The organism is Halobacillus amylolyticus (assembly GCF_022921115.1).
Classification (GTDB): Bacteria; Bacillota; Bacilli; order Bacillales; family Halobacillaceae; genus Halobacillus_A; species Halobacillus_A amylolyticus.
Genome location: NZ_CP095075.1, coordinates 3,427,107 through 3,453,590, shown reverse-complemented (window position 1 = coordinate 3,453,590; position 26,484 = coordinate 3,427,107). Strand labels below are relative to the sequence as shown.

Here is a 26,484-nt window from a genome sequence, read left to right as displayed (position 1 = left end):
AAAAACCTCCTGTAATTTTTTAAACTGATTCAATAGCTGCCTGTTGTGCCAGCCTCAATCCTTTCGGCACTAAAAGGTACTGAATTCCACGGAATAGAAAGTCCACACCGATCGCAAGGAGTGTCACAGGAACAGCTCCAGAAATCAGATAAGAGTTATCGAACAATTGAATTCCGGTAAAGATCCAAACACCAAGCCCTCCACCACCGATTAAATAAGCAAGGGCTGCCGTGCCGATATTTAATACAACGGCTGTACGAATACCAGCGATAATGGAGTAGGCCGCAGACGGAAGTTCTACCTTGAACAGGATTTGTAATGGAGTCAGTCCCATACCTTTAGCCGCATCTTTCGTTTCCGGGTTAACTGAGTCTAATCCCGCAACGGTGTTTTGCAATATAGGCAATAATGAATAAATATATAGAGCTACAATAGCAGCTTTCAAACCAATTCCTAAAAAGCCCATGGCTAATGCCAGAATTGCCAGACTAGGAATCGTTTGACCAAGGTTTGCGATGTTGACGACCAGCCATTCAGATTTTCTTAGCGACGCTCGCGTAATCAATATGCCAAGCGGAACTGATGTTAAAATGGCAATGCCAGCTGAAATTCCGACTAATGTCAGATGATCTCTTAACAAGTTAAAGAATTGGACGGGTTCCTCTGATATTCTCGAAAACATATCATTGGTAAAAGACCACCAGAAAAAGGCAATGAGGAGTAACCAGAAAAACAGCTTAACAGCAACAGCTATGATTTTCTTTGAATTCATGTTCATCCCTCCATTCACTTGCCTTTAACTTCTTTATGCAAAAACTTCTCAATCAAGCCTAATGTGACACTACCAAGCCTCGCGCCATTGTTGTCGATAATGACGACCTGGTCAGCTTCCTGGTTTAACAGCATGGATATGGTGTTACGTAACGATGTATCCACATGAACGGTTTTAGTGTTCACAATGTCTTCTATGTCTCCCTCTAAATCAAAAGCATTCACAAGATCATTTACCGTATAAAGGCTCATGCTTTTTAAAACACGATCTTGTCCGACAAACTCGGAAACAAATTCATTTTTCGGATGATTGAGAATCTCGGCAGGGGAGTCATATTGCATGATTTCTCCATCACGCAACAAGGCAATTTTATCGCCCATTTTTACAGCCTCATCGATATCGTGACTGACAAACAGAATCGTTTTTTTGACCTCTTTTTGGATTGAAAGGAATTCATCCTGGATACGGTTTCGGATAATCGGATCCAGCGCACCAAATGGTTCGTCCATCAACATCACGGGAGGATCGGCAGCCATTGCGCGAGCCACACCGACACGTTGTTGCTGCCCCCCTGATAACTCATGGGGATAGCGTTTACGAAAATCATCTGGATTCATACCGACTAAGTCCATCAAATAGTTATAGCGATCACGTTGTTTTTTTCGGTCCCAACCAAATAAGCTTGGAACAATCATGATATTATCTTCAATCGTCATATTGGGAAAAAGGCCATTGCTTTGAATGACATAGCCAATATTGCGGCGAACCTCGATTTTATTTAAGTCTTTTACATTTTTACCTTGGATACTGATATTTCCTTCTGTGATGGATTCTAGAAGATTCACCATCCGAAGCATTGTTGTCTTTCCACAGCCAGAAGGACCAAGGAGAATAGCAAATTCCCCATCGTTTACTGTCATGCTGATATCATTAATGGCCTTAACATCGCCATTGTAAGTTTTAGTTACGTGGTCAAATTCGATCATCTAGGTCACCTCTCTCTTTCTTTTCTCTTATTGAACACTTTTAGGAGTGAATTTTTTCTGAATCATTTTCAGTACAAAGTCAGCGATAATAGCTAATAACGAGACCACAATGGCTCCTACTAGAATCATAGTATTATTTCCGCGGCTGATACCGGAATTAATTAATACCCCGAGACCCCCAGAGCCTATAAAGGCAGCAATGGCACCGATTCCAATATTTAATACGGTGGCCGTACGAACACCAGCCATAATCAAAGGCAAACCATTTGGTATTTCCACCTTGGTCAGACGCTGGAAGGTCGTCATACCAATGCCCTTCGCTGCATCCCGTATATCGGGGTCGACATTATTGATAGCGGTGTACGTGTTACGAATAATGGGTAATTGTGAGTAGAGAACCAGGGCAATAACAGCTGGAAGAAAGCCGATACCCTGACCGATTAGAGATAATATGGGGATCATAATACCGAACAATGCTATACTCGGAATTGTCAGGAATATGGAAGCAATTTGTAAGACAGTTTCCGCCAGCTCTTCGTTTGTCGTCAAATAGATTCCTAGTGGAACGCCAATTAATATGGCAATAACGATGGCTACTCCGACTAACTGAGCATGTTCAAGTGTATGTGTAAGTACTTGGTCAAAGTTATCTTGAATGTATTGAATTAACTCACTAATGATAGTCAACACCTCCTTGGTCCTAATTATTCATTCTATTCGCCATTTTACGACATAATTTAATGATACGTTAAAGAAATAAAAACAGCAAGGAAGGGGTATGTGCTTAAAATGAACGTACAGAAAGCAATCGACTGCATACCGCTTATTTTATACTTCTAAGCTTACTGGCCTAGTTATTTGGCATCAGAATCATTAGAAATCCATAAACCCTGCTTCCATCACTATTTATACTTTCCTCGATGATTTAGATCCCCTCAGACAAAACGGTAAAGTTCGTGAGGAGAAAAAACCTAGATCAGTCTTCTTTCGGAAATATTGTTCCCTTGTTCATAATCCCATTCGGATCGAAGGCTCTCTTCAAAGTTTCCAAGATATAGTAGGAAGACCCATACTCATCTTTAATCCATGGTGTTCTGTGCTTTCCGACCCCGTGGTGGTGAACCATTGATCCTCCAGCTTTAATTGTCTCTTCTACGATGATCTTGTTGATTGGATAGTGGTACTTTGTAATTTCTTCTTCAGGTTTGATATCTATCAGATCATAGTAATACACGAAATACATGTTGGTCCCATTCATGTAGCTGTGAGAAGAGTGGCCTCCGAGCATCGTAATATGAGGGATTTCCTCACGAATTCGTTTGGTGCAGCGCTCATAAATATCATGGATCACTCCCCATGAACCTGACACTTCAGTTGTAAAGCCGATGTTGTTAGTTTCCTTGATTTCTTTTCTTTCTTCAAAAACTTTAGAGGGGTCCCAATTTAAGTTTTCAAACCATTCCTGGATCAGGCGGCTCTCAACACGTTCACTTTCGCCGTATTGAGCCACGATGTCTTCAATCGCCTGTCCGGTAGCCTCTGCAATTGGTTTTGGACCTTCCGCCATGAAAATAAGTACACATTTCCCTTTTGAAAAGTCAAAATGGTCTTTCGCATCCTCAGGATCGTATAAGCGTGCAACGGACGGGCGATAGCCTTGCACCATCACCTCACGTAGAATTTCAAATCCTGTTTTCATATGGTCTAGAACGTAGCCATAATACAGATTGTTTTCAGGCTTATATTGAAAAACTTTCACCGTCACTTCTGTAATGTAGCAAAGAGCCCCTTCGTTTCCGATAATAACGTGGCGGATATCCGGCCCGGCTGCCCGTCTCGGAATGTTTTTAATTTTAGTGATTTCACCATTCGGGAAGACGGCTTCGATCCCAACAACCATATCTTCAATTCCACCGTATAGCGTAGAAAGCTGACCGATGCTTCGTGTCGCTACTAACCCACCCATTTGGGCCAGCGGCTTGGATTGCGGGGAGTGCCCTGTCGTTAATCCTTTTTCTCTTAATTGCTCTTCCAGTTCTTCCAAAGGTACACCGCATTTTACAGTTGCAAGCATGTTGTAAGGATCAATGCTTACGATGTCATTCATGGCAGATCCATCAATAACTAATGAGTTCTCAACCGCGGTCTCCAGACCACCTTCTGTAGCGGAACCGCCTGTTCTTGGTACGGCATTGATCTTGTTCTCATTCATATACTGGAGGATCTGAGATATTTCTTCGGCACTTTTCACCTTCACCACTGCTGCAGGAAGCGGCTGAGTATAAACACCATGAATGGTCTCATACTTCCTGAAGCGGTCAACGCTATTTTCTTTTAGGACTTCTTCATCTGTGATGATTTGTTCCTTAGGCACGAACGCTGCTATATCGCTTACAATTTTTTGTTTTGTTAATCCCATTTAAAACACTCCTTTGGTAGAAAATTAGGTTTTATGAATACACGTCTTTTAATAAACATCTTCATGAAATAGGTTATACGCTTTTTTCAAAATGCCATCCGTGTGTGCAGTAATCTGTTGGTAGACTTCTCGGTTTAGTCGATTGTAAAAGACATGCTTGTCCTGCTCAGGAGAGAAAATATCCCTCACCTCTACCATTTGTTTAATCGCTTCCTCATAAGTGGAATAGACATCAAGAGCAACAGCTGCACTGATTGCTGAACCTAAGCTGGCAGAACCGTTGACGACGTTTCGTGTCGCCGGGACGCCAAACACATTCGCAAAGATCTGCATCATCAAATCTCCGTTTGAGCCTCCACCTGTAATGACAATCTTTTTCAGTTCCCTGTCCAGCTCCTTACACATCACATCTACATTCGTTTTCATCGTCAAGGCAATGGCCTCCAAAATGGAGTGATACATATGGGCTCTCGTATGCCGCCCATCAAAGCCGATCATCATCCCTTTTTTAAATGGCTCGTCCGCTGGAGAAAGCCAATCGAGAACTGTCATCAACCCATCGCTACCAGTGGGAACAGTTTCGGACGCTTCTTTATTTAAAATTTCTTCTGGAGATATGTTGAGTTCCTCAGCTTTTTCAGTTAATTCTTCACCGAACAGCTCCTTAAACCAGCTCACGGTCCACATGCCACGACGAATCCCATTACTTTCGTGGAGATATTCATTAGGGATGGCAGCAAAATTAGTCCAAAAATGTGTCGTATTCTTTGGGTTCACATGACCATGTACCATCCCAGCGATGTACGTGCCTAGCGAAACAAGGGCGGTGTCTTCAGCTAACATGCCAGCTCCTAACGCTTCGACTGCCTTGTCATTTGCTGTCGCAACGACCGGAATGTCCGCGGGAACACCAGTGGCCTCTGCCGCCTCTTTCGTCACATGACCAAGGACCGTTCCTGGATGCTGAAGTGTGAACAACATGTCACGGGGAATGTTGTAACTGTCAAAGACCCTGTCTTTCTCACTCCAGTCCCACGTATCAGTATTGATAGGCCACATTCCCTGATAGTTGGCAGCCGTATCGTTAAACTGGTCCGTCAGCCGATGCGTGATATACCCAGATGATGTCGTAACATAGGCAACTTCAGAATGAGTATGCTCATAAGGCTTAGATACCCGTTCATCCATCCAGCTCATAACCGGGGAAGCAAGCCTCCCATCCTCCTTGAGCAAGCATCGGCAGAACCGAATCGTACAAAGCCCCATTCCGATAATCTCTTCCTTTTTACCAGGGAAGCTGGCCATCGCCTCTTGACTTGCTTTCACGAGTGACTCCCACAGATCATCGTCAGGATGTTCCACGATGCCAGGCTCAGGTGAGTTCGTAGGTTGTAATGATTGTCTTCCCTCACTTACAATGTTTCCTTTTAGGTCGTAGATAACTATCTTTGTACTTTGTGATCCCCCATCTACTCCGATAATATATTTATCATTCATTCCGATATCACATTCCCTTTGCGTTGAAATTCGGGGGTCGCCTCTATCGAACGAGATAGCCTCCGTCCACCGCCAAAATATGACCATTTACATAGTCGGATGCTTGACTAGCCAGGAATACTGTTGCCCCCATTAAGTCCACAGGCTCTCCCCATCGATTAGCGGGGGTATGCTCTAATACTTTTTCGTTCGCCTTCGGATCTTTTCTCGTCTCTCGAGTAAGGTCTGTTGCATAATATCCGGGTGCGATACCATTTACCTGAATATTGTATGGCGCCAATTCATCGCAATACGCTTTCGTCAATCCAGCCAAACCGTGCTTGCTAGCCGCATAGGCTGGGGAACCCTGTCCTCCATGGAAGGAAAACATCGAACAAACGTTAATGATTTTCCCACGACGCTTAGGAACCATCTGCTTCGCAGCTTCATGGCTAATCTCAAAGGCAGCGGTCAAGTTCACCTGCATCATTGGATCCCATTTCTCCCTGCCGAAATCCTCAAAGGCGGCCACTTTATTAAGACCCGCACTGTTGACTACAATATCGATCGAACCCATCGACTCCATACAGCCATCTATCACTCGCTTAGCCACTCCATCTTCAGTGATATCCACCTGCAGGAATTCCATTTGGACGCCTTCACTTTCGATTAATTCTCTCGTCGTTCCATCATCCTCCGTAAGACTTGGGATAAATAAATTTGCTCCTGCTTTCGCCAAAGCAAGTGAGAAGGCTCGACCAAGCCCTGAATTCCCGCCAGTGACGATGGCTGTTTGTCCTTTCAATGAAAAGAAATCCATCGTAAAATCTGTCATATTCATACCTGCCTGTCACTCCCTCCCGTATATTTAATTCCATAAAAAAGAGAGAAAAGCACACCTCCCCCAGGGGAAGTTACTTTTCTCTCGGCTCTTAGTAACTTAATCTCCTATTAGTATATGGTTCCCCCCTGAGACTGTCAACCGCCCCCTCTCCATAAATCCCCTTTCTTCGACACCATCAGACAACCAAAACTCCCTGCCCATCAAGAGGCGCCTCACCATCTATGAAAACCCTTATAATTTTTATTCCATCCGAAACTACTATATAATATCCTAGGAAGACTATTAAGATAAGGGGATTTTTATGAGAGAAAATGTCAAACAAGCTCTAGAAGAAAATCCGATCATTGCCGCAGTCAAAGACAAAGAAGGGCTAGAGGAAGCGATCCAAACAGACTGCAATATCATTTTTATCTTAAACAGTGATATCATCAATGTCGGTAACATAGTCGATAAAGTCAAAGCTCATAATAAGCTAGCATTTGTCCATATAGACCTACTAGAGGGTACATCCAATAAAGAAGTTTCCCTTCAATTTTTAAAAGAAAGTACAAAAGCCGATGGCATTATTAGCACCAAAGCTCAAATGGTCCGCGCTGCCAGGAATTACGGCTTCTACACCATTCACCGATTTTTCTTAGTCGATTCTATTTCATTTCGTAGTATTGATAAGCAGATTGCTAACTCCACTCCCCACTTTATTGAAATCCTTCCAGGTGGAATGTCTAAAGCCATTGGCTGGGTAAAAGATAAAATCAACACCCCTATTATTGCCAGTGGACTCGTTTGCGAAAAAGATGACGTTGTGACAGCATTACAGGCCGGCGCCGTTGCTATCTCGTCCACAAATAACGACGTGTGGTATATGTAATAGTAGTCATTCATAGTTATAATCGCATTTAGTACGGGTTCCTCTAAATCGGGCTCTCCATATTTCACCACGAATAGCGAGTATATTAGGCGGCCAGACCACTAAAACGGTCTGGCTGCCTTCACATGTAAAACACTTCCGTAACCCACGCCGAAATCAGTCCCCGCTAAACGAATTCACGATCTTCCTTGCTTGCCTTACAACAGGGTAATCTACCATTTCACCATCTACTTCAATAGCTGCAATTCCTTTTTCTTCAGCTTCACGAAAAGCATTTATAACCCGCCTGGCTTTCTCGACTTCCTCATCTTTCGGAGTAAAAATCTCTCCTGCTAAAGCTATTTGGGAGGGATGAATCAGTAGCTTCCCTTGAAACCCTAACCCCTTGACTTGCCTTGCTTCGTGCAAAAACCCTTCAGAGTTCTTGAAATTTGTATAGACCGTGTCAATTGGAGCCTCTATTCCTGCTACACGAGAAGCAATCACTAGCTGAGAACGTGCATACAGCAATTCCTCTCCTGAATCTGAAAGGGTGATATTGGTGTCGAGAGAGAAATCAACGGCACCAAACGCCAATGCCTCAACTTTTAGGGATGCTGAGGCAATCTCAGCTGCATTCCACACTCCCTTAGCCGTCTCAATAAGCGGGAGGATCGGTTTATTCATGACATCTTCCTGGTCAAGCAGGGTTTCAAGCCTTGCAATATCCTCTTTTGTCTCTGCTTTTGGCAGCATTATTCCTATGTTGTCGAGTGCGGCAAAAGTACGCACATCTTCTTCAAAATACTCGCTTTCCGTACTGTTGACTCTGACAAAAGGTCGGGACGAGCACCTAACTGTTTTTAAATGATGCAAAAGTTTGGCACGGGCGACGTTTTTCTCGGAAAGGGCTACTGCGTCTTCCAAATCAAAGATCACAGCGTCTGCTTCGGAAGTGAGCCCCTTTTCTATCAGTTTATTCGAATTTGCAGGCACAAAGAGATAGGAACGTTTTTTCATAGTCAGCACCACTTTCCTCATATAATAGATTCTGAGACGTTTAAAGGAATTCTTCTTTGGTGACCGCCGATCGATATCAGCTAAGTTTCACTCCTTGAGCAAACTCCTTTCGAATCTGGTCTGTATGCTCTCCGACACGCGGGATCGGGTTCATCACGGTTTCCAAATCTGAGGAAGTTACAGGTGGGACGAGGGTCTTAATTTTGCCTGTGGGTGTCTCTACCTCTCTCCAACGATTCCGTGCCTTTAATTGCGGATGATCCATAAATTCCCTCATTGTATTCAACCTTGCATTGGCGATCCTTTCAGCATCCAGCTTTTCAACTAGTTTGTCGGCTGACATTTGGTCAAAAACTCTTGCTATAATTGGCGCCAGGGTATCCTTGTTTTTCAGGCGACTTGCGTTCGTGTGAAAAAGTGGATCGTCCTTAAGTTCTGGCTTTTCAATCACTCGTTCACAGAACTGCTGCCATTCTCGATCATTCTGTATGCCTAAGAATACTGGTTTACCCTCAGCCGTGTTAAAAGGTCCATATGGATAAATGGTCGCGTGGCTCGCTCCGGTTCTTTTTGGTTCTTCTCCTCCATAGCCAGCATAATAAAGGGGATAGCCCATCCATTCTCCTAAAGCCTCTAACATTGAAATTTCCAAATGCGTCCCTTTTCCTGACTTAGAACGAGCGATAAGTGCCGTCAATATTCCGCTGTAGGCATACATACCTGCAGCAATGTCGGCTATCGAAATACCCGCTTTTGATGGCGTATCTTCTGTACCTGTAACTGACACAGCTCCTGCTTCACACTGAATCAACAGATCATACGCCTTTTTGTCTCGGTAAGAACCATCCTCCCCATATCCAGAAATGCTGCACGTAATCAGGTGGGGAAACTTTTCCTTAAGATCATTGGACCCAAAGCCAAGACGATCGACAGCCCCAGGTGCTAAGTTATGGATGAAAATATCGGCCTCCTGAAGGATAGTCATAATTAACCTTTGACTTTCCTCTTCCTTCAAATTAAGAGCAAGCGACTCCTTTGATCGATTAAGCCATGTGAAATGACTCGACATTCCTTGCACTGTTTCATCATAATGTCTTGCGAAGTCCCCTACTTCTGGCCGTTCTACTTTAATGACTCGAGCTCCTAAATCAGCTAGCTGCCTTGTAGCAAATGGTGCTGCTACGGCTTGTTCTAACGATACAACTGTGATTCCTTCTAATGGCAACATGAACATCAACCTCCGAATTAGTAAATGGCTTAACTGTAAAGAACTAAATCTTCCGCCACAGGATAAGGCAGATGATTTAGTTCTCCTAAACTATATTTTCTTAACGTATTCCATAAATCTTAGTTAAAAAGCGGGATGATTAACCCGGCTAATAATAAGATCAGCGCACCGCCTAATCGAGAAGAAATCTGAGCGAAAGGCATCAGTTCCATTCTTCTTGACGCAGAAAGAACGGCAACATCCCCTGTTCCTCCCATATTTGCCATACACAATCCAGCCGTAATAGCCGCTTCAATCGGGTAGAAACCAACAAGTTTACCAAGCAGACCCGCTCCGATGATCGCGCCTAATACAACACCGAAGACAGTCAAAATGTACTGCAAGGTCAAGGCTTCAATGACCGTGTTCAAATCGGTATAAGCGATTCCAATTCCAAATAGCAAGGCAAGTGTCCAGTTATTGGCCACAAATTTATACCATTGGCTCGCCCCTTCAACCACGTTATGTGGAATTACATCAACAATTTTCGCAACGGCAACAATAATAATCATCAACGCATAAGGGTGAAGCGGGATGAAGTCTCCCAGCAGTGTTCCGACTGCAAAGAATGCTACAGCAGCCAGTAAACCGATCCCCATTTTTTGGATATCATAAGTCGGCTTTTCTTCCTTGTATTGAAAACCGTGAACGAGCTGACCATTCCCAGTCAGAGAAGGTACCTTTTTCCCAAGTAGGTTGAGCATGCTTGCCAGTACAATCGCGAAAACGTTACCAAGCGCAAGGGCAGGCACAAGCATAGAAATATAATAGCTTGGATCATTTCCCATCATTTCTGAATAGATTTGACTCATCGGAACGGCACCTGCTCCCATGCCTCCACCCATGATCGGCATCGTAATGACAAGAACGGCATCACGTAAAGAGAATCCAACTAGAGAGCCTAATAGACCAGCAATAGCCATAGCCCCGATAACCGCACCAATGATAGGTAAAAAGTAACGTAGACCTACTTTCATGAGAATGGTTTTATTCATTCCAAGAATACTCCCTGTAATCAGGGCCGCAATATAAAAGTTCAAGAAACCGCCATCTTTCATGAAAGTCGTCATGGCTGTCACCGAAGAATCCGGCAGCAAACCTGCATACACCATAAACGCTGCTCCGAAGATGGCAATGATAGCTCCTCCACCTAGAAATGTTTTGACGATTGGTGTATGGTCCCCTATCCAACCTAATAGTTCTCCAAGTACAATCATCACGAGCAAACTGCCGATCATGCCGCCTGGTAGATTCCCAGTGTACAGGCTGATCAGTGTAATAGCGGTAAAAATGGCGAACCATAAAACAGGAATTTCAAATATCGTAAATCCTTTTTTCTTGTTCTGAAATTCCGTGACTTGTCCGTTCGATTGATTGTCATAGTTCAGCTCTTGAGCTGTTTGTGACATCTCGACCACTCCTTTTTGTTTAGTAATAAAATGACAGATGAGTTCTCAAACATTAGTAAACGCTTTCATTTACTAATTCACATGATAGTTAAATTCACAAAAAATTCACACATTGTGAAACTAATGATGTTATTGTAATTAAAAAAAGCAGCCGGGATTGGCTGCTTTACAGATAATGGTCAATTTGATCACGCTTTGACTCATTCAGTTTATACTGGTAAATCGGTCTTCCGACACCATAGATCAATGTTTCTTCCAAATACTCGATTTCACTAAGGAATTTTAAGTATTTTCTTACAGAGACCCTAGAAATATTGGCAGCTTCTGCAATGTCATCCGTTGAAAAAAAATCTGGTTCCTTAGAGAGAATAATGTGATTGATGGTCGCCAATGTATTTTTCGTTAGGCCTTTCGGTAATCCTTGTATCTTCGGTGCCTCTGGCCGAGGGCTTGATTTACGGAGCAATCGATCGATCTCGTGCTGATTGACTTTGTCTATGTCCGTTAATTTATAATGGCTGTTCTTGTATTGAGTCAGCGATTTCTCAAAGCGTTCGAATTCAAACGGTTTAATTAAATAATCCACGGCACCAAGCCTTAATGATTGCTGAATCTGGTGAATGTCAGAGGCAGCAGTAATCAATATCACATCGATATCCTGATTTTGTTCACGGATACGCTTTAGAAACTCAATTCCATTCAAACCCGGCAAGTAAACATCAAGCAACATCAGGTCAATTTTTATTTGAGCCATCTGCTCAACCGCCTCATCCGTATTAGCAGCGACACCACTAAACATGAACCCATCGATCTGCTCGATATAACTTTTATTCAATTGAGCTACCATCGGGTCATCCTCAACGATTAGAACCTTGATCACTTTCGCCCACCTCCTGATTGATAGGGGATAATCAACGTAAAGGTTGTACCTTTGTCAAGAGAGGAATCCATATCGATCGATCCAGCCATTTTCTCCACACTTTGTTTGGTGAGATAAAGACCGAACCCGCGATGATTTCCTTCCTTTGTAGATACTCCCTTTTGAAAAATTTCCTCGTGTTTGTCTTTGGCGATTCCATTTCCTGTATCCGTCACAATAATGGTCAACAGATCATCGACATAAGAAAGACTGACATGGATTTGCTTTTGATTACTCTCCCATACACTGTCAATCGCATTATCAATGATGTTCCCAAGTATCGTGATCAACTCATGTGTCACCTCAAGATCTTTCGGCTGCGGAATCTCGGTTTCACATTCGATGGTCAACTGAACATGTGATTCTCTAGATGCACTCATTTTACCAATCATAAATCCAGCAAGAGCTGGATCCTTTATATGCCGCGTGACATTTCCCACTTCATGTGCTTGATGATTCACCAATTTACTAATGAACTGGTTCACTTCATCATAATCCTCCATCTTAATTAAACCGAGTAACACGTGCAGTTGATTCATGAACTCATGAGACTGCGCCCTTAGTGTATCCGCATACATCTGAACACCAGTCAGCTGTTCCGCTAACTGATTTACCTCCGTTTTATCACGGAAAGTAGCAATCGCTCCAACCACTCGATCTTTCACCACTAACGGAACACGGTTCGTGATAATCGACACACCATTAATCGTTTGCTCCTCATCTAATTCAGTTACTTCTTCTTCTAACACATGCTGCAGCATCGTACCTGGTAAAAAGTCATTGATCTTCATTCCTACCGGCTCCTGATCCATCAACCCTGCCTTTTGAAAAATTTGCCGAGCCGACTTGTTCACGAGGACAATCGTGGCCTCTTTATCAATCGCTATGATTCCTTCACGAACAGAATGCAGCATCCGGTTTCGTTCTTCATGAATACGCGCAATCGCATGTGGTTCAAGACCAAAAAGGCTGTTCTTAATATAGTCAGCTAATAGAAACGCCCCTATGATCCCCACCAGCACACCAACAATCGAACCAATGATCACCCTTTTATGGCTTTGTTGAATCGACTCTTGGACAGCCTGTAAAGAAATGCCAACAGCAACAGCACCAATTTGATTTTGACTCTGATCATAGATTGGGGTGAAGGCCCTTAAAGACTTCCCTAACGTTCCAGTTGAAGAAGAGGTATACTCCTCCCCCTGAAGCACACGCCCCTCGTCCCCACCTACAAAATGCCTCCCAATTCGATCAGGCTCAGGGTGCGATAGGCGAATTCCGTTCATATCCATTACCACAACAAATAGGACATTTGCTTCCTCCTGTATCGTCACGGCATACTCTTGGATCCTATCCTGATCTACCTCACCCTGCAAACCTTTTTTCACAATTTGAGATTGGGCAACTGTACGGGAGACGATTGAAGCTTTCTCCTCTAATTGATTGTGGATATTTTCACTCGTCGAGTCCGTAATAAGAAGGTCGGTAATTAGCAAAGACACTAACACAACGAGACAGACCAATAGCATAATGATGGTACTTAACTTAAATCGTGGTTGGCGCACTATGTTTCACCTCTGGTTAGAAGTTAATAGATTACAGGTTAAAAGACTTTATATGTATTTCGGGTGGGATTAGGAAAATGCGGATTTACAACGTTTAAGATTTTAAAAAGGAAAGAATCTAAATTCAGTTAATACTCAGATAATTTAGACTGCTTGGAACACCGCCGATTCCATTTAATTATGCAGATCCTATTATAGAGAGCCAAAGTAATCCATGGGAGCATTATGAAGCATTGATAGTGCTATAGCCTTTATAGCACCTGATATGTATCGTTGATTGCCTTAGTTGTGGTCATTTCACGCAAAAGAAAATAGACACCCTGTCAACCTAACGGGAAGTGTCTATTTTTAACGAATAGCCTTGCCCTAATCAAGAGCAACTATCTAAGGGGATCGCAGTTAGAGCAGTGATCTCCTTTTCTTGTGTGCAGCCTATCTCTGGCTAATTATACCATGTCCTTTACAAAAGTTAAATGAGATAGTAAGTTACGTATTGGTTCAGAACAGCCAGGAGTAGCTGACGTGTTGGAATACCCTTTATTTGGATCACCACTCATTCCGCTACAGAACGCAACAGCTTATATAAGTTGGACTTTGCTGCCTTACTCTCTTATAATCTATGTAACAGTCAGGTAACTGTACTTAAAGAGCTAAGTTTAAATACAAGCAAAATTTATATCCATGTGTAAATACACTTACAGTAAATAGTTGTTTGATTTTTCAGTAAAATTAGGTATAATGAATTAAAAGCCATTGGGGAGGTTTAATCCATATGAAAAATATAGAGCAGAACTTAGTTGAGGAGTTTCAGCAAAAATTGGATAGGGATTTAACCAAAGATGAAAGGGATCTCATTAAGTGGATGGCAATAAAACATTATTGTGAATATGACCATGTAAAACAGGAGCCTAAATCATCTAAAATTAGTTAAATGTTCTAGTTAATAGTTGATGTAGCTGTATCAATAGCAAGCCAAAATGTTTACCTTTATAAACAAATGTATTTTCCAAACATGACCTCTAAGAGTCTCCACCTATTACAATAAATTCTGTAGCTCTGTATGTAATGTATTCCCTCATCCCTAGACCTATCTGGCAATCCCACCTATTCTGTACTCCTAGACAAATCCTAAAAGCCTACCAGTTACACACACGTACAGTCTAATTTCCTATATCTTGTACAAACTCCTTAGCTAAATAATAGCCTAACTCTAACCATCAATAATCCTAAACATAGATTCACTGCTGACAGTGTTAACATATCCCCGACCTATTATTGAGACAGCCACAAGTCCTTTCTCCCAGCCTAGTGCTCTTAGGGCCAAGGCGATTACGAAAAACTTCATCACACAAAAGGATATCTAAAACTACTGATATTTGAAAACTATATTTAATGAAGCAAATGATTCATCTCTAATAACGCTAAAGCGGTTAGATACCGTTTCTACCAGACCTACACATCCCACTCGATGATGCCTTAGTGTGTTGAAATTTTCCACAGAAGAAAATAGACACCCTGTCAACCAAAACGGGGAGTGTCTATTTTCAACGAATAACCTTTCCCTAATCAGGAGCAACTATCTAAGGGGATCGCAAATTTCCTACTACTTTATAACTTTCTACGTGTTTAGCAGAACCTCGTGTTACTAAAATCAAATGTAATTTCCACCGTCGACAACTACAGTTTGCCCGGTGACAAAGCTTGCACCAGAAATAAGAGACAAGACCACCTCCGAAACGTCTTCCGGTTGTGCTGTCCTTTGGAGTGGTGTTCGCTTCGAATGTTTTTCCACGAATGCATCCTGACCATCCATCCATCGCGTTAAAACAACCCCGGGTGCGACACTATTCACACGTACCTCGGGTGCCAACACACGGGCAAGCGATTTTGTTACACTGACAGCAGCTGCTTTCGAAGCCGAATAGGCAATCGAACTGCCGCGACCTGTCAGACCAGCAACAGAAGTAATGTTAACGATGCAACCTTTGTTTTTCTTGAGTTCTTCAGCTGCAGCCCGGCAAGTAAAAAATAAGCCCTTAACGTTTACGTCCATCACTTGATCCCAGTGCTCTTCCTTTAAACCCTCAAGATCGTCATGTGCGACAAATGACGTCACACCTGCATTGTTCACCAAAATATCGAGCTGCCCAAAATGCTCAACCACAGCATTGATCATTTTACGCACTTGCCCATCATCGTTTACTTCTGCCTGGTAAACCATACAGTCTACTCCTAGATTTTTAATTTCCTCACAAGTTTGATGAGCTTCTTTTTCCGACTTAGAATAATTGACTACGACCGATGCGCCCTTTTTTGCAAGATCAATAGCAACCGCACGACCTATCCCTGTACCAGATCCTGTGACAAGTGCAACCTTTCCTTTTAAAGACATAGGTTTCCCCCTCTCCATTACATTTCCTTGTACGTATAGACAAAGACCGAACCCAGTACACAATCTCTCACAGTGACTTTTAAAAAAGCTCACTGCCACCAATGCCCATAATCAAAATGGGCACACTACTCTAGAAAAAGAAACCATTTTCTCCTAGAAGATGACCACACTGCTCCTGAGCGCTGATAAATCGTTCTTGAGCGCTGATAAATCTCTCCTGAGCGCCGTTAAATCGCTCCTGAGCGCTGATAAATCTCTCCTGAGCGCCGTTAAATCGCTCCTAAGCGCCGTTAAATCGCTCCTAAGCGCCGTTAAATCGCTCCTAAGCGCCGTTAAATCGCTCCTAAGCGCCGTTAAATCGCTCCTAAGCGCCGTTAAATCGCTCCTAAGCGCCGTTAAATCGCTCCTGAGCGCCGTTAAATCGCTCCTGAGCGCTGATAAATCTCTCCTGAGCGCTGATAAATCGCTTCTGAGCGCTGATAAATCGTTCTTGAGCGGCTGATTAAGGCAGGATTACTCCAATAAATCAGGTTGTTCTTTCACGATTCGATCCCAGAGAGGCTGAAACTGGAACCAGCCCGATTTAGATGATCCCACATATTTACTCGTACGCTCCGCATGTTCTTCATCAATGAGTACAGGTTTACCAACAGATTCTGCCAAAATCTGTGCCTGACAGGAACGTTCCATCGTAATGAACCACCATGCACACTCATCTACGGTCTCCCCGACAGTAAGTAAACCGTGATTGCGCAAAATGACCGCCTTATGAGAAGCAAGTGCTTTACCAATGCGTCTTCCTTCTTCAAGGTCATGCACCACTCCCGTATAATCATCAAACACCGAGTGATCATTGTAAAATGCACAGGCATCCTGGGTGATTGGATCTAGCTTACGCCCCAGTGTAGACCACGTTTTTCCGTATATGGAATGGGAGTGAGCTGCAGCAATCACATCTGGACGGGCAGCATGTACTTGCGAGTGAATCGCAAATGCTGCCCGATTAACAGGTTGGTCCCCTTCCACAACATCTCCATCATGGTTAACTAGAATAAGATCAGAAGCCTTAATTTGGCTAAAATGCATACCGAATGGGTTCACCCAGAAGTGATCTTTTTCACCCGGATCTCTTGCCGTAATATGCCCAGCTACCCCTTCATCAAATCCAAATTTGGAGAACAAACGAAAGGCGCCCGCTAGACGTTGTTTGAGATGTTGACGTTCTTCATCAACAGAACCGAACGTCGGTTGCTTACTAAGATCTTTTGTCGTCATACTTTTCCTCCCCTATTCTTCTGGCTTGGCCAATAGAAAGCTGACCATGATAAATCACTTGCAGTTAAGTACCATTGTCGACGGCATCAGCGGCCAAGTATCGTCCAACATTACTATTCTAAATATTTTGAATAATTGACTTACACGTTATATCCTACAGTATATTTTTGGTAAGTCAATATCATGTTTCTATTAAAATTAGATAAATGCTTTTACATACATTTTTAAAAATCAACACTCTAACTAATCACCCAAATCGATTGGCAACGTCTGTCGTCGAAGGATGTTGGAATAGATATTTCCGGGAAATTATCATAACTTTTAGAAGAAATATGTCAAAAAAGCGTCTGAGCTTCATTTGCTCAGACGCTTTTCCCATGATCTTAGTTTTTTGGGGTGAATTAAATCTCACTCATTGTTAAAGAAAAAAGGTTTACTGCGGAATTACGTCACTTTGATCTTCTGGTTATTTCTCCATATTTCGTTTGAACTCCCTCATCTTCTCGTCGGCTACTAATTCAATGGGCTTCTCTCGACCGTCAGTGACACCTATTTGTTTTCCACTATCATCATTGATGATCTGCTCTCTTTGACCATCACGATGTGGTGTGGTTTCGGAATGGGTGTTCTCTGAATCTTTAGGCATAGGGTTCATCCTCCTTTATCATAATTTGTATGAACGACCCATGAATTATACCTCGTGTTAAGCATTAGTAGCATCCGCTGAACGAACACTTTTAAGTTGAGACCAGGTTTTACTCTCTCGAAGCCTCGGACGAAAACCCTTTCAAAAAAGAAGTGGATATTATGATCTTCAAGTTATAATCAGTAATTCGGCCCCACCAACCATTACACCAATCGACAGACAAGCTAACAACACACCAGAAAGTAGATTGCTATAATGTATTCGTCCTGTGATATGAATTCCAAAGGAGTAAAATTATAAACAGCCGGGTCGTAAAACCCATCCAAGGGACTCACTCCTTTCCTCTTTTTCATTAAAAACTATTACGTCATTTTCACTTGAAACATGCAATTGAATTTCTTTTGACACACAAAATTCAATATATTTTAGGTATTCTGTTATCAGTTATAATGCGCGATCTACTTTTGAAAGGGGGGCAATGGCGAAAAGCCCATCTCTTCCAAATATGGAAGAATCGATTACAACATTCACTTCCTTTGCAATGTCTATCATCTTCTCCCTCGACATGAATTCTTCAACCCCTGATATCGTAGCAACAAAAAAGCAAAGCTATGACAGGCTCACATAGCTTTGCTTCCCTATAAGTTAGTATTAACCAAAACTAAACATTTAAAGGGATATTTACCTCTCCGGATAGTTTAAGAAGCTGTGCAAATACTTCTTCACTCATCGGCACACCTTGATCTTTATTAGCTTCCTCCCGCTTGAATTCAATTTCCCCTGGTAAAAATGTTTCTTCTACCCCAGGCGCTTTCTTCGAATCCTTTACAAACGAGATGACATTTTCTATTTTTTCGGCATAGTTCTCTGGGCCCAAGAAAACAGAGACATCAATGGCTAACATAAAGTGGGAGATAGATTGCTTTTCTTCTAGATTGTACATGGAAGGAATGTTTTTAGAGTATTGACCATCTGATATCACTCCCGTTAGGATTTCTGTAAGAAGTGCCAAGCCAAATCCTTTTGGTCCTCCTACCGGATAAAGAAAACCACCGTCTTTTACATCATTGGGGTCTGTCGTTGGTTCGCCTTTACGGTCAACACCCCAGCCCTCGGGGATAGATTCTCCCTTTGTACTAGCCACTAAGATTTTACCGAGTGGTACATTACTCAAGGCCATATCTAACACAATGGGATTTTCCCCTTCCTTACTAGGAGCAGCAATAGCAATTGGGTTATTGCCAATGATCTTTTCCGCGCCACCAATGGCTGGCATTAAAGGTTCCACATTACTTATGGCAATTCCAATCATGTTTTGTTCAGCTGCCATCGAGGCGTAATAGGCAGCAATTCCGAAATGGTTACTATTTCTTACAACTGAGAGCCCCATTCCAGTTTCCCTAGCTTTTTCGATTGAGGTTTCCATCGCTTTTTTACCAACTACTTGGCCGGCAGCAAATTTACCATCTAATACCGAAATAGAGTTTTGATCTTTTACTACTTCCATTTCAGTATCCGTCGTAATAAAACCTTTTTTTATTCGTTCAATATATATAGGTAGTCTCAGAAACCCGTGACTATGGATCCCTCGAGAGTCGGCAACTATCATTGTATCAGTAACCGTTTTAGCATCTTCACTACTCATTCCTGCCTGGTTAAAACATTTAACTGAAAAATCATATAACTTCTTAGCATCTACGTACATGATAGTCCCTCCGTCTCAGATTTTGCTGTTTAGTTCCTCTTTAACGATCTTATCCATTTCATTAAGTCTTAGAAGCCTCTTCTCTACATCCTCCAAATGCTCTACTAATGCTTGTTCAGCTTCCCTAACACTTCTTTCTGCAATGGCTTCATATATTTTCGTATGATAGTTTACTGATGCATTCAATACATCTTGGTCATAGGCAACTCTTCTTTGGACCTTATAGATCAAGTCAATGATGGTATTATAAAGAAATACTAATACTGAATTATCTGCAGCCTCTGCAATTTCATTGTGGAATGATATATCTGCTGAAATAAACATTTCTTTATCTTTTGTTGCTATAGATTGTTCCATATTTTCAAGCTGTTCCTTCATACGATTGAGTGCTTCTTCAGAACGCTTAATAGAAGCTGAACTAACCAGTTCTCTTTCTAACATAACTCGGGTTTGCTGAATATCTTTGTAGGTTGCACTATTAAGCAAGATTTGTAACGTCAAGGACTCTCCAATAATTTCTGAAAAATTGGCTGTAACAAACGTCCCCGAATTACTCCTGCGCATTAAGCCTTGCAGTTCTAATACTCTTAAAGCCTCTCTTACCGAAGAACGACTTACATCAAATAGTGTACTAAGTTCTCTTTCATTAGGAAGTTTATCTCCAATTTTAATTTCATTTTTTATAATCATGCCTTTGATCTGAGATACTACATAATCAGACAGTGATGTCTTTTTTATTGGCTTGAATTCCATGTCTGCACCTCTTCTGTTTTGTTAAGTTTCCTACTAAAAGTGACTCGGTATCCATAGTGATAATGCCGGTACTAGAACGATTACTGCATAGGAGAGTATCATTACTAGTAAAACATATAAAACATCAGGAAACGTTTTTTCAACGGATATATCTGCTATTTTGGCTGAGATAAATAAACCGACTGCTAGAGGCGGAGTAACTCCACCAATTGCAAGGTTTACCATCATAATCACACCAAAATGTAGGGGCTCTATTCCAGCTTGCATAGCTATTGGAAAAAGAATCGGCGTCATAATGATAATTGTTGCAATTGTCTCCATAAATGTTCCCATTACCAACAGAATTAAACTGATTAACAGAAGTATAACAAACCCACTGGAAGTCGCATTTGTAATAACATTAGCTATTTGATTTGGAATCTGTTGTGTAGTTAAGATCCAACCAAATGGTGTAGCAGCCGCTATAATAAATAATATTATGGAGCTATTAACTGCGGATTCTTTAATAACAGAAAATAACTTCTTAATTGGCAGCTCCCTATATACTACAGTCGCCAGAATTAAAGCATAAACTACCGCTACCACAGCAGACTCTGTCGGAGTGAATATACCTGACATAACCCCACCTAGTATAATGATTGGCAATAGTAATGGAAGAATAGCAGACTTGAATGATACAGCTAGCTCTTTTGGATCGAATTGTTCCGCGTCGCCCCCATAGTTTCTTTTATTTGAAATAACAATTCCAAATACTATTAAGAAAACGGAAACTAATAATCCCGGTATAATACCTGCTAAGAAAAGGTCTCCTATCGATACCCCCGAGCTTACACCGAAAACCACCATTGCCATACTCGGTGGAATAACCATTCCAAGTACACCAGCACCAGCTATTAGCGGTGCTACAAAGCCTCTACCATAACCCTTCTTGATCATTTCAGGAGTAACTACAGAACCTATAGCGGCTACTGTAGCAACCCCTGAACCAGATATTGCTCCAAAGAACGCCGAGGCTACAACTGAGACACCCGCCAATCCTCCTTTGATAAACCCAAGTAAAGCATTAGCAAAGCTCATTAATCTTGGAGTCGTACCATAAACCATTAAGTTTCCTGCTAGAAGAAAGAAAGGCAATGCTAGTAAAGGGAAAGAATCTACACCACTGATCATTCTCTGTGAGATAATACTTGCCGTAACAGTTATATCCTGAGTAAATATAAATACTAAACAGGAAAGACCGATTGCAAAACTTACCGGAAGGCCCATAATTAACAGCAGTCCTAATATTAGGAATATAATCATACTGTTTGGTCACCTTCCTTTTCAAATTTAATGATATCTACAATTTGAATTAAGATGTACACAATCATAATAATACCTGTAGCCGGAAGAATAGAATGGACTAATCCAATCGGAATCTTCATGGCTGGCGTTAACAGACTGAAAGTGCTCTCAAACATGATGATAGAATAATAAGTTATTACCCCTAAAAAAATTACGCATAATATTTTGTTTACTATTTCCATTAACTTTTTGAGTTTTTTGGGTAGCAGTTTCAAGAAAAAGTCTATTCTTGTATGCTCTTCATGTCTAATACCGATAGTAGCTCCAAGGAAAGCTAACCAAACCATGGCATACCTTGAAAACTCTTCAGCCCAAATGATACTTGAATCAAAAACAAACCTTAAAACTACCTGGGTGAAAACCATTATTGTCATAGCAATAAATAATATAATCGTTAAGAAACTCACACTCTTCTCGGACCAGTCGAGTAATCTCCTCATTCTTCCCCAACCCCTTTTGAGATCACATCACTACTCTGCCTTATTAATAAGTTCTACCAACTCGTTTACTTTTTCTCCGTTTTCTTCAGCGAAAGTCTCCCAAAGTGGCTGAACTTCTTGTAAAAATGCTTCACGGTTAATCTCGTTAACTTCCATTCCCTGTTCACTTAAGAATGTTTCCAATTCCTGATTTTGTTCATCAAGCTTGCTTCTTTGTTCAACTTTTAATTCCTCTGCTAATTCCTTTAGTATGGTTTGTTGCTCATCACTTAATTTTTCTAATGACTGTGGGCTAATAATAAGAGGAGCCGAATTATAAATATGCCCAGAAAGAGATAGATAATCTTGCACTTCATAGAACTTAGATGAATTGATTGTGGATAGAGGATTTTCCTGTCCATCAACTGTACCCTGCTGAAGCGCAGTAAATAATTCATTAAATCCCATTGGAATTGCAACTGCATCTAATAAATCAAACATTTTAAGTCTCAGTGGAATTTCTGCACTTCTAAACTTGATACCTTCCATATCAGCTGGTTCTACTATAGGACGTATGTTATTCGTGAAATGCCTGAATCCATTCTCCCAAAAAGATAGAACCTCAAATTGATGTTCACTCAACATTGAAGCAATCTCATCTCCAAATTCACCATCAAAAGCATTTCTAGCATGTTCTGTTCCAGAGAATATAAATGGTAATTCTTCTACTCCAAATACTGGATCAATTGATTGGAAATTAGAGATACCATAAAATAGTGCACCATCTAGACTACCTGCTCTAATCTGTTGAATTTCGTCCGCCTCACTACCTAAAACAGCGTTATGATTGACCTGAATCGTAACCGCACCATCTGTTCTGGTTTCCATTTCCTCAGCAAGCTTATCTAAGAATATCCCCCTGGATGAGTCTCAGGAAATATATGAGCAAAAATTAGGTCTACGTTTTCCGTTCCACTAGAGTCCCCACTGGAGCTTTCACTTGAGCAAGCGCTTACAAAAAACAAACTAACTATAGTCATTAAAATAAATAATTTTCTCATTTATCACTGCCCCCAATTAATGTTTAAGATTAGAGATCTGCTTTGCCACTTGGCTAAGTATTAACTTATCTATACCTGTCATGATTGTTGAAATATCTCGTTCTTTCCACTTATCGATCCCTCTTCTTATCTCTTCCAGGCCTGTGGAAAAATCGACTCCGACAATATCTTTATCGTACTTTCTTGCTATTGCTATCAAATCGTTATACTTACTCTCTATTAAAGGATTTTCAAAATCCCCAGGTATTCCCAAGGAAACCGATAGATCAAAGGGACCAATCATTAGAAAATCTATCCCCTCTACACTAGCGATCTCTTCGAAATTATTTATCCCATCCTTACCTTCCACTAAAGCGATGACTGTTTTATTATGGTTACTTTCTTTCATAAAGGTGTTCCAGTCCTTGTTCATATGCCCGGCTTCTCGAATACAAGGACAAGATCCCCTATTTCCTAATGGAGGGTATTTAGAATGGTTTACAGCTCTTACGGCATCCTCTTTTGTTGATATATTTGGGATGACAATCCCGTCTGGGCCTAAATCTAATACCTTTGTTATTAAGGATGCATTATTTTCATTAACGCGGACAATTGGTTTAATCGATGAAACTTCCGCTGCTCTAATCATATGTTCTAGAGTCTCAAGAGAAATATTGCCATGTTCCAGGTCGATAACCGCGAAATCAAATCCACTATTGCCTAATATCTCAACAACCGTTGAATTGTTTATTTGCACCCAGGTACCTAACTGAATAATATCCGAATTATTCATATATCCTCCTCTTAATCTAGTATTTTATTTTCAAGTTCGCCGATTCCATCGATGCTGACTTTCATTACATCTCCCGAATTTACTGGGCCTACACCATGAGGGGTACCGGTTATAATTACATCTCCTGGTAGTAGAGTCATGATTTCACTTATATAACTAACTAGCTCATCCACTTTAAAAATCAGTTGATTTAAGTTGGATTTTTGTTTAACCTCACCATTTACTGTTAATTGAATATTTGAATCCTCAAGATTAACATTTTCAACTATACCGGGCCCTAGTGGAAGGAATGTATCGAAAGACTTTCCTCTTGTCCATTGCCCATCACCAAATTGAATGTCTCTGGCAGTTACGTCATTTGCACAGGTAAAACCTAAAATGTAATTATTGGCCTCAGTTGGCTTCACATCTTTTGCCTTTTCACCTATAACTATTGCTAGCTCTCCCTCATAATCTATTTGTTCACTTTGCTTAGGATATTTAACGACATCATTTGGACCAATTAATGTTGTATTGGGCTTTAAGAATAATAGTGGTTGTTCTGGTAATGGAAGACTCACCTCTTCAGCATGATCCTTATAATTCAGACCTACACAAACAATTTTTGATGGTCGGCAAGGGGCTAATAGAGTAACTTCATTGACATAATACGTCTCATCCGAAACCGAGTAATCGCTTTCAAAAATATCGCCGTTAATAGCCTTAATGGATTCACCCTCCAACACCCCGTAACTTTCTTTATTATTACTCTCGAATCTAACAAACATAATAAAATCCTCCTTTTAGGTATGATGGTCTGACCATGGGTCCATTGTATTCGACTGCTTGAATAATTACAATAGTTTTCAGAAAACTTCTTAATTTATTTTAAAAAATAAGTATATAAAACACTGACATCCCTTTAATTTTCTGTCGGGAACACCGATGCTATACCCTAGTATGTATAAGGGAGAATATTAAAGATTTCAAAAGGATCCGATAACAGGGATTTATCCCTGAGTTATCGGATCCTTTTATTACTTACTCAAGTTAGAACACAATTCATCCTGGCTGTTTAGGTATAGACACCAGAGTCAATCCAATCAGTAATTCGGCCCCCAACCGATCATTACACCAATCGCCAGAAATACCATAGATAATACATACCACATAGCGATTAATGGCATCATGAACCTAACCCATTTCGTCCATGGAACCCCACCAATAGCAAGACAAGCTAACAACACACCAGAAGCAGGTGTAATACTATTCATAAATCCATCAGACAACTGATAGGCTGTAACCGCAACCTGTCTAGGTACTTCCATCAAGTCAGCTAATGGCGTCAAGATTGGCATCATAACAACCGCATTCCCACTACCCGAGGATACAAGTAACGCGAAAAGGGAATTTCCAATAAACATGGCAATAGCGCCAAAAACCGAGGAGAAGGGTTCCATCGCTACTGCTAGCCAATGGACAATTGTATCCAGAATCATCCCATTCTGCATAACCAGTACGATTGCCCTGGCTAACCCAATGATTAATGCCCCGTAAACTAAATTTTTTGCCCCGCCCATAAATTCTTTGACAACAAAATTTGGTGACATTTTGGCAATAATACCGGTTCCGACCGTTATAATCAGGAAAATGGCGGCCATGTGGTTAAGTGACCAGCCAAATTGAAGTGCTCCTACAATGTAGAATACAATGGCTAAGACCACGAACGACAGAATAAGTTTATGCTTTCCGGTAAAATCCAGTTGGACATCTTTACCGACGTTCTCTTCGCCTTTTGGAAACCGATTTGCCCCCATAAGACTTTTCGATGGGTCATTTTTTACTCTTTTTACATACCAAAGAATATAAGCGATCGTAACAGCAAATATAACCACTGTCATAATCGATCTGAACATAATTCCTGAATATAAAGGAAGTCCTGCAATGTCCTGTGCAATTAGTACTGTAAAAGGACTCATGAATGACGTATTAAATCCGACATATGCTGTTAATTTAATGATTGCAACGCCTGCGATAGCATCTAAATCTAACGCCTTTGCTAGTACGATCCCTATTGGAATAAAGGCTATAACAGCATTCGAAATTGCCCCTGTGAGTCCCCCAATGGCAAGCAAAATCCCAACAAAAATGACGAGTAGATGTTCGCGGTTCTTTGTCTTATTGACTGCCTTCATAATGGAAGCATTGATCGCCCCAGTCGATTCTATCACTGCAAATGTTCCACCTATAATTAAAACTAAAAAAATGATACCAGCTGTTTCGACCAACCCATTTTGGATGGATAAAAAGAAATCCATGACTCCCGTGGGATTCCCATCAACAGTATGAAAGCTGTCTGGAACCACAACCGTAATGTCTCCCTGTTCCACTCGATCAAATACGCCAGAAGGCAAGATATATGTTGCAAGCGCTGCCAAAAGCATGATTAGCAACATAATGATATAGGCATCTGGCATCGCAAATTTCTTCCTTCCTTTTTTAGGAAGTTCATTGTTTTGCATTTCAGAAGTATTATTCTCAATAGCCATGTAGCAAGCTCCTCCCTTATATAAAATCTGTTTTTCCTCGATTATCCTCCCCTCAGCATTATTCC

25 protein-coding genes are annotated in these 26,484 nt (G+C 41.3%); 3 read left to right on the top strand and 22 right to left on the bottom strand.

The genetic code is table 11. The features are described 5' to 3' along the window. Window positions 1–19: 19 nt before the first annotated feature. The 6 genes from MUO15_RS17565 to MUO15_RS17540 form a co-directional block, all read right to left on the bottom strand. Window positions 20–772, bottom strand: coding sequence for an ABC transporter permease (locus MUO15_RS17565; RefSeq protein ID WP_245031332.1), 753 nt, complete (start codon window positions 770–772; stop codon window positions 20–22). Between the two features lie 14 nt (window positions 773–786). Then, the gene (locus MUO15_RS17560; RefSeq protein ID WP_245031331.1) at window positions 787–1,758 is read right to left on the bottom strand and encodes an ABC transporter ATP-binding protein; all 972 of its coding nucleotides are present in this window, start codon (window positions 1,756–1,758) and stop codon (window positions 787–789) included. 27 nt (window positions 1,759–1,785) lie between these two features. Beyond that, complete coding sequence (locus MUO15_RS17555) at window positions 1,786–2,445, bottom strand: ABC transporter permease (protein WP_305853252.1); 660 nt, start codon at window positions 2,443–2,445, stop codon at window positions 1,786–1,788. A 289-nt stretch (window positions 2,446–2,734) separates the two neighbouring features. Beyond that, window positions 2,735–4,177 carry an FAD-binding oxidoreductase gene (locus tag MUO15_RS17550; protein WP_245031330.1) on the bottom strand — a complete coding sequence of 481 codons (1,443 nt, stop codon included), beginning with the start codon at window positions 4,175–4,177 and terminating at the stop codon, window positions 2,735–2,737. 48 nt (window positions 4,178–4,225) lie between these two features. Then, window positions 4,226–5,674, bottom strand: coding sequence for an FGGY-family carbohydrate kinase (locus MUO15_RS17545; RefSeq protein WP_245031329.1), 1,449 nt, complete (start codon window positions 5,672–5,674; stop codon window positions 4,226–4,228). A 43-nt stretch (window positions 5,675–5,717) separates the two neighbouring features. Next, window positions 5,718–6,494 carry an SDR family oxidoreductase gene (locus MUO15_RS17540; RefSeq protein WP_245031328.1) on the bottom strand — a complete coding sequence of 259 codons (777 nt, stop codon included), beginning with the start codon at window positions 6,492–6,494 and terminating at the stop codon, window positions 5,718–5,720. Between the two features lie 304 nt (window positions 6,495–6,798). Here MUO15_RS17540 and MUO15_RS17535 point away from each other — a divergent pair, with 304 nt between their 5' ends. Next, complete coding sequence (locus MUO15_RS17535) at window positions 6,799–7,365, top strand: glycerol-3-phosphate responsive antiterminator (RefSeq protein ID WP_245031327.1); 567 nt, start codon at window positions 6,799–6,801, stop codon at window positions 7,363–7,365. A gap of 156 nt (window positions 7,366–7,521) precedes the next feature. Here the strand turns inward: MUO15_RS17535 and MUO15_RS17530 are convergent, their stop codons facing one another. The 5 genes from MUO15_RS17530 to dcuS form a co-directional block, all read right to left on the bottom strand. Further along, the gene (locus tag MUO15_RS17530; RefSeq protein WP_245031326.1) at window positions 7,522–8,364 is read right to left on the bottom strand and encodes an HpcH/HpaI aldolase/citrate lyase family protein; all 843 of its coding nucleotides are present in this window, start codon (window positions 8,362–8,364) and stop codon (window positions 7,522–7,524) included. A gap of 76 nt (window positions 8,365–8,440) precedes the next feature. Next, the gene (locus tag MUO15_RS17525) at window positions 8,441–9,592 is read right to left on the bottom strand and encodes a CaiB/BaiF CoA transferase family protein (protein ID WP_245031325.1); all 1,152 of its coding nucleotides are present in this window, start codon (window positions 9,590–9,592) and stop codon (window positions 8,441–8,443) included. A gap of 119 nt (window positions 9,593–9,711) precedes the next feature. After that, window positions 9,712–11,040 (bottom strand): 2-hydroxycarboxylate transporter family protein, encoded by a 1,329-nt coding sequence (locus MUO15_RS17520; protein ID WP_245031324.1) that lies wholly within the window; start codon window positions 11,038–11,040, stop codon window positions 9,712–9,714. Window positions 11,041–11,206: 166 nt separating this feature from the next. Then, window positions 11,207–11,920 (bottom strand): response regulator, encoded by a 714-nt coding sequence (locus MUO15_RS17515; protein ID WP_245031323.1) that lies wholly within the window; start codon window positions 11,918–11,920, stop codon window positions 11,207–11,209. Beyond that, on the bottom strand, window positions 11,917–13,524 hold the full coding sequence (gene dcuS / locus MUO15_RS17510; RefSeq protein ID WP_256464145.1) for a DcuS/MalK family sensor histidine kinase: 1,608 nt from the start codon (window positions 13,522–13,524) through the stop codon (window positions 11,917–11,919). The genes MUO15_RS17515 and dcuS overlap by 4 nt, the downstream gene beginning before the upstream one ends. Before the next feature lie 772 nt (window positions 13,525–14,296). Here dcuS and MUO15_RS17505 point away from each other — a divergent pair. Beyond that, the gene (locus tag MUO15_RS17505) at window positions 14,297–14,455 is read left to right on the top strand and encodes a hypothetical protein (RefSeq protein ID WP_245031322.1); all 159 of its coding nucleotides are present in this window, start codon (window positions 14,297–14,299) and stop codon (window positions 14,453–14,455) included. A gap of 720 nt (window positions 14,456–15,175) precedes the next feature. On the opposite strand, the gene MUO15_RS17500 is transcribed toward MUO15_RS17505, so the two are convergent. The 3 genes from MUO15_RS17500 to MUO15_RS17490 form a co-directional block, all read right to left on the bottom strand. Next, on the bottom strand, window positions 15,176–15,916 hold the full coding sequence (locus MUO15_RS17500) for an SDR family NAD(P)-dependent oxidoreductase (RefSeq protein WP_245031321.1): 741 nt from the start codon (window positions 15,914–15,916) through the stop codon (window positions 15,176–15,178). Window positions 15,917–16,429: 513 nt separating this feature from the next. After that, window positions 16,430–17,191 (bottom strand): class II aldolase/adducin family protein, encoded by a 762-nt coding sequence (locus MUO15_RS17495; protein ID WP_245031320.1) that lies wholly within the window; start codon window positions 17,189–17,191, stop codon window positions 16,430–16,432. Window positions 17,192–17,657: 466 nt separating this feature from the next. Next, window positions 17,658–17,837: a hypothetical protein gene (locus MUO15_RS17490; protein WP_245031319.1), complete on the bottom strand. Its 180-nt coding sequence runs from the start codon at window positions 17,835–17,837 to the stop codon at window positions 17,658–17,660. A gap of 478 nt (window positions 17,838–18,315) precedes the next feature. On the opposite strand from MUO15_RS17490, the gene MUO15_RS17485 reads away from it, so the two are divergent. After that, window positions 18,316–18,465 (top strand): hypothetical protein, encoded by a 150-nt coding sequence (locus MUO15_RS17485; RefSeq protein WP_245031318.1) that lies wholly within the window; start codon window positions 18,316–18,318, stop codon window positions 18,463–18,465. A 33-nt stretch (window positions 18,466–18,498) separates the two neighbouring features. On the opposite strand, the gene MUO15_RS17480 is transcribed toward MUO15_RS17485, so the two are convergent. From MUO15_RS17480 to MUO15_RS17445, 8 genes are all read right to left on the bottom strand, one after another. Beyond that, window positions 18,499–19,542, bottom strand: coding sequence for an Ldh family oxidoreductase (locus tag MUO15_RS17480; protein ID WP_245031317.1), 1,044 nt, complete (start codon window positions 19,540–19,542; stop codon window positions 18,499–18,501). Window positions 19,543–19,557: 15 nt separating this feature from the next. Beyond that, complete coding sequence (locus tag MUO15_RS17475) at window positions 19,558–20,295, bottom strand: FadR/GntR family transcriptional regulator (protein ID WP_245031316.1); 738 nt, start codon at window positions 20,293–20,295, stop codon at window positions 19,558–19,560. A 33-nt stretch (window positions 20,296–20,328) separates the two neighbouring features. Next, entirely contained in the window at window positions 20,329–21,597 is a 1,269-nt protein-coding gene (locus tag MUO15_RS17470) for a TRAP transporter large permease (protein ID WP_245031315.1), read from the bottom strand. Continuing rightward, window positions 21,594–22,079, bottom strand: a complete 486-nt coding sequence (locus MUO15_RS17465; RefSeq protein ID WP_245031314.1) for a TRAP transporter small permease — start codon at window positions 22,077–22,079, stop codon at window positions 21,594–21,596. Before MUO15_RS17465 ends, MUO15_RS17470 begins: the two co-directional genes overlap by 4 nt. A gap of 30 nt (window positions 22,080–22,109) precedes the next feature. After that, window positions 22,110–22,973 (bottom strand): DctP family TRAP transporter solute-binding subunit, encoded by an 864-nt coding sequence (locus tag MUO15_RS17460; RefSeq protein ID WP_256464195.1) that lies wholly within the window; start codon window positions 22,971–22,973, stop codon window positions 22,110–22,112. Between the two features lie 162 nt (window positions 22,974–23,135). Next, window positions 23,136–23,891, bottom strand: coding sequence for an HpcH/HpaI aldolase family protein (locus MUO15_RS17455; RefSeq protein ID WP_245031312.1), 756 nt, complete (start codon window positions 23,889–23,891; stop codon window positions 23,136–23,138). 11 nt (window positions 23,892–23,902) lie between these two features. Then, window positions 23,903–24,658, bottom strand: a complete 756-nt coding sequence (locus MUO15_RS17450) for a fumarylacetoacetate hydrolase family protein (RefSeq protein WP_245031311.1) — start codon at window positions 24,656–24,658, stop codon at window positions 23,903–23,905. Window positions 24,659–24,973: 315 nt separating this feature from the next. Further along, window positions 24,974–26,419: a YfcC family protein gene (locus tag MUO15_RS17445; protein WP_245031310.1), complete on the bottom strand. Its 1,446-nt coding sequence runs from the start codon at window positions 26,417–26,419 to the stop codon at window positions 24,974–24,976. Window positions 26,420–26,484: the final 65 nt, after the last annotated feature.

Coding starts and splice junctions, on each gene's coding strand:
- MUO15_RS17530 (WP_245031326.1), bottom strand. CDS start 8,364: ATGAAAAAACGTTCCTATCTCTTTGTGCCTGCAAATTCGAATAAACTG.
- MUO15_RS17520 (WP_245031324.1), bottom strand. CDS start 11,040: ATGTCACAAACAGCTCAAGAGCTGAACTATGACAATCAATCGAACGGA.
- MUO15_RS17465 (WP_245031314.1), bottom strand. CDS start 22,079: ATGAGGAGATTACTCGACTGGTCCGAGAAGAGTGTGAGTTTCTTAACG.
- MUO15_RS17540 (WP_245031328.1), bottom strand. CDS start 6,494: ATGAATATGACAGATTTTACGATGGATTTCTTTTCATTGAAAGGACAA.
- MUO15_RS17565 (WP_245031332.1), bottom strand. CDS start 772: ATGAATTCAAAGAAAATCATAGCTGTTGCTGTTAAGCTGTTTTTCTGG.
- MUO15_RS17525 (WP_245031325.1), bottom strand. CDS start 9,592: ATGTTGCCATTAGAAGGAATCACAGTTGTATCGTTAGAACAAGCCGTA.
- MUO15_RS17500 (WP_245031321.1), bottom strand. CDS start 15,916: ATGTCTTTAAAAGGAAAGGTTGCACTTGTCACAGGATCTGGTACAGGG.
- MUO15_RS17545 (WP_245031329.1), bottom strand. CDS start 5,674: ATGAATGATAAATATATTATCGGAGTAGATGGGGGATCACAAAGTACA.
- MUO15_RS17560 (WP_245031331.1), bottom strand. CDS start 1,758: ATGATCGAATTTGACCACGTAACTAAAACTTACAATGGCGATGTTAAG.
- MUO15_RS17475 (WP_245031316.1), bottom strand. CDS start 20,295: ATGGAATTCAAGCCAATAAAAAAGACATCACTGTCTGATTATGTAGTA.
- MUO15_RS17445 (WP_245031310.1), bottom strand. CDS start 26,419: ATGGCTATTGAGAATAATACTTCTGAAATGCAAAACAATGAACTTCCT.
- MUO15_RS17505 (WP_245031322.1), top strand. CDS start 14,297: ATGAAAAATATAGAGCAGAACTTAGTTGAGGAGTTTCAGCAAAAATTG.
- MUO15_RS17485 (WP_245031318.1), top strand. CDS start 18,316: ATGGCGAAAAGCCCATCTCTTCCAAATATGGAAGAATCGATTACAACA.
- MUO15_RS17470 (WP_245031315.1), bottom strand. CDS start 21,597: ATGATTATATTCCTAATATTAGGACTGCTGTTAATTATGGGCCTTCCG.
- MUO15_RS17450 (WP_245031311.1), bottom strand. CDS start 24,658: ATGTTTGTTAGATTCGAGAGTAATAATAAAGAAAGTTACGGGGTGTTG.
- MUO15_RS17480 (WP_245031317.1), bottom strand. CDS start 19,542: ATGTACGTAGATGCTAAGAAGTTATATGATTTTTCAGTTAAATGTTTT.
- MUO15_RS17535 (WP_245031327.1), top strand. CDS start 6,799: ATGAGAGAAAATGTCAAACAAGCTCTAGAAGAAAATCCGATCATTGCC.
- MUO15_RS17550 (WP_245031330.1), bottom strand. CDS start 4,177: ATGGGATTAACAAAACAAAAAATTGTAAGCGATATAGCAGCGTTCGTG.
- MUO15_RS17455 (WP_245031312.1), bottom strand. CDS start 23,891: ATGAATAATTCGGATATTATTCAGTTAGGTACCTGGGTGCAAATAAAC.
- MUO15_RS17490 (WP_245031319.1), bottom strand. CDS start 17,837: ATGCCTAAAGATTCAGAGAACACCCATTCCGAAACCACACCACATCGT.
- MUO15_RS17495 (WP_245031320.1), bottom strand. CDS start 17,191: ATGACGACAAAAGATCTTAGTAAGCAACCGACGTTCGGTTCTGTTGAT.